A 636-nucleotide genomic window follows, 5' to 3' on the forward strand; every position below is an offset into this window, starting at 1 on the left:
CTACGGCCTTTGCCCCCTACGCGGGAGTCTGCCCCAACACCTTCGCGATGGCGCGGAGGTCTTGCCATGACATCCGCTTGTAGGAGGGCGAGCGCAGGAGATAGGCGGGGTGGAAGGTGGCGATGGCGCGGATCACCCGGGTGCCGGTGTCGTAGTCGAACCATTTGCCGCGGGTGCGCATGATGCCCTCGCGCGTGCCGATCAGCGCCTGCGTCGAGGGATTGCCGAGCGTGACCAGCACGTCGGGATTCACCAATTCGATCTGGCGCTGGATGAAGGGCAGGCACACCTGCGTCTCCTGCGGCGTCGGCGTGCGGTTGCCCGGCGGCCGCCACGGGATCACGTTGGCGATATAGGCCTTGCTGCGGTCGAGCCCGATCGCCGCGATCATGCGGTCCAGGAGCTTGCCGGAGCGGCCGACAAAGGGCAGCCCCTCGATGTCCTCGTCACGCCCGGGCGCTTCGCCCACGAACATCACCCGCGCCGCCGGATTGCCGTCGGCGAACACCAATTTCGTCGCGGTATGCTTCAGCGCGCAGCCGTCGAAATTCGCAAGCAGCGTCCGCAGCGCGTCCAGCGTCGGCGCGGTCCGCGCCGCCTCGCGTGCGGAGGCAACCGCCGCATCCGGCGCGATGG

Annotated in this window: 1 protein-coding gene; it reads right to left on the reverse strand. The window is 68.7% G+C overall.

What is annotated here, in order from left to right:
• Positions 1 to 16: 16 nt before the first annotated feature.
• Positions 17 to 636: uracil-DNA glycosylase (locus tag CWO89_RS44960; protein WP_130584468.1), on the reverse strand; the 620-nt coding region annotated here is incomplete at its 5' end.

This window comes from Bradyrhizobium sp. Leo170 (genome assembly GCF_004296405.1).
Classification (GTDB): domain Bacteria; phylum Pseudomonadota; class Alphaproteobacteria; order Rhizobiales; family Xanthobacteraceae; genus Bradyrhizobium.